Below are 2,226 nucleotides of genomic sequence, written 5' to 3'. Positions count from 1 at the left end.
CTTATAAAAGCAGACTCTATGAATTAATCAGTGCTTCCTTAGCAAACAGTTTCCTGTCTCCATGATTCACAATCATCCCATGCCGGGTGGGAAACCATTCGCGTATAGTTTCCCGTCGATATGATTCCCATTCGTCCCATGCCGGGTGGGAAACCTTTCGCGAATAGTTTCCTGCCGCTATGATTCACATTTGTCCAGCGCCGAATAGGAAACTTTTCGCGTACAGTTTCCCACTCGGTTCCTCATATTCATTTCTCGTCGAGAAGAAATCGGATAATATTCTTATGAATAATTCCATTGCGGCTAAGGTCCATCAAGTCGCCGCTGATTACATATTTGGGATAGTTATCTTTAATTTCTTCCAGATTCCCAAATTCCCTTTTCTCATCTGTTTCCGTAATCAGGTAAGCTACCTGGATATACAGCTTTTCTTTTCCCTTTCGGCAGATGAAATCGATTTCACGATTTTCCCATTTCCCTACTTCCACTTCATAGCCTCTTGATTTCATTTCAAGAAAGACAATATTCTTATACAGCTTACTGCTGTCCACCTTTTCGCTGTTTTTTGCAATATTCCTCAGTCCTAAATCAGCAGCATAATACTTTTCCATGGTACCCAGAATCTCTTTTCCTATAAGATCGTATCTCCTGGCTGGAAGAATAATAAACGCCTCCTTGAGCCAATCCAAATAATTCAGCACTGAAGGGACCGAAACCTTCATGCCTGCCGATGTGAGAGCACCGCTCACCTTCCTGGCAGAAAATGGATTTCCCACATTGTCCAGCACATAGGACAGCACCCGTCCCAAAAGTACCGGATTCTTCGTGCTGTGGCGAGAAACTACATCCCGCATGACTACCGCCTCGTAAATATCCCTCAGATACGTTTCTACAGACTCTTCATCAGGTAGATAAAACCGCTGGGGAAATCCACCGTATTTCAAATAGTCCATAAATAACCTCTCATCGGAAACCTCTTTTCCCATGGATTTCATCATTTCCCTGGATTCCGAAAAAGTAAAGGGGTATACCTCGATGCGAATACACCTGCCTGAAAGATAGGTGGCAAGTTCGCTAGAAAAAAGAGCTGCATTGGAACCGGTAATGTACAAATCGCAATCCATATCTACCCGAAGAGAATTAACAATTACCTGCCACTCCGGCACTACCTGTACTTCATCCAGCATGACATAGAGCCTTTTTTTGATGGCATCTGCCCTTTTGAGAATAAAAGAATATAACTTCCCTTCCTCTGCCATTTTACGATAACGAAGAGACTCCAGATTAATCATAAGAATCTGCTCTTCCCCTACTCCTCTATTTTTCAGGACTTCAGCCATCTGCTGCAGGATCACTGTTTTCCCAGACCGACGAATACCGGTAAATACCTTTACAAGACCTGTATCAATAAACTTTTCTGCTCTTGAAATATATCTCCTTCGGATAATCATGTATATCGCCTCTTTCTTTACTTTACATATTACACGATTTTCTAATTTTTGTTAAGTTTACTTTACACTTTTGCATTTTCCGGATTTTTGTAAAGTATAGATTTATAAGTGATTCTCATTCATCCCATGCCGAGTGGGAAACCATTCGCAAACAGTTTCCTGTCGATTTGCTTCGCATTCGTCCCACGCCGAGTAGGAAACCTTTCCCCTCCCCTTGCCCCTTTTCCTTTCATAGTCCATAATAAAGGAAATAATAAAAGGAGTACTGCTCTATGGAACATAACTATCTTTTTGACGGCATAGCCGTCCTCATTATCCTCTGGTTTATCAAATCCTATTTCCTTGGCAGGGCATCCACGGAGGAAGAAAAATTTCTCTATAAAGAAGCGCCCCGGTGGCTTCTTTATTTCACCAGCGGACTGGTGTGCCTCACTCTTCTTATGATGATTACCGTAGACTTCGGACTGGCAGGAAATATCCCTCAGGAAAGTACCTTCCGCCTGACCGTGGTATCCCTCCTCCTCTGGCTGGCCATGGCACTCTATACGAAATGGAACTGGGGTGTTCACGTGAAGGACCGCACCCTGCGCGGCAAAAACAACAGGCAGATGTTCCTCCTTCTCCTCCTCATGGCCTTCCTGGCTTCGTCGCTGTAATCTGCCCCACCGATTGGTAACCTTTAGTGAGCTAGTGAGCTAGTGTACTAGTGTACTAGTAACTAGTAACTAGTAGCTAGTAGCTAGGAACCAGCCACTAGGGAAGCGCTGATTCAATC

General features: G+C 43.7%; 2 protein-coding genes. One reads left to right on the top strand and one right to left on the bottom strand.

Annotated elements, in window-relative coordinates; genetic code table 11:
* Positions 1–248 precede the first annotated feature (248 nt).
* The gene (locus tag B2Y11_RS00930) at positions 249–1,451 is read right to left on the bottom strand and encodes an ATP-binding protein (protein WP_291054932.1); all 1,203 of its coding nucleotides are present in this window, start codon (positions 1,449–1,451) and stop codon (positions 249–251) included.
* A gap of 272 nt (positions 1,452–1,723) precedes the next feature.
* On the opposite strand from B2Y11_RS00930, the gene B2Y11_RS00925 reads away from it, so the two are divergent.
* Entirely contained in the window at positions 1,724–2,107 is a 384-nt protein-coding gene (locus B2Y11_RS00925; protein WP_291054929.1) for a hypothetical protein, read from the top strand.
* Positions 2,108–2,226: the final 119 nt, after the last annotated feature.

This window comes from Dialister sp. UBA1703, from assembly GCA_002320515.1.
Classification (GTDB): domain Bacteria; phylum Bacillota; class Negativicutes; order Veillonellales; family Dialisteraceae; genus Dialister.
This window is presented reverse-complemented; position numbering and strand designations above follow the sequence as displayed.

Bases quoted from the DNA above. Each gene is read 5' to 3' on its own strand.
- B2Y11_RS00930 (WP_291054932.1), bottom strand. From the start codon at position 1,451: ATGATTATCCGAAGGAGATATATTTCAAGAGCAGAAAAGTTTATTGAT.
- B2Y11_RS00925 (WP_291054929.1), top strand. From the start codon at position 1,724: ATGGAACATAACTATCTTTTTGACGGCATAGCCGTCCTCATTATCCTC.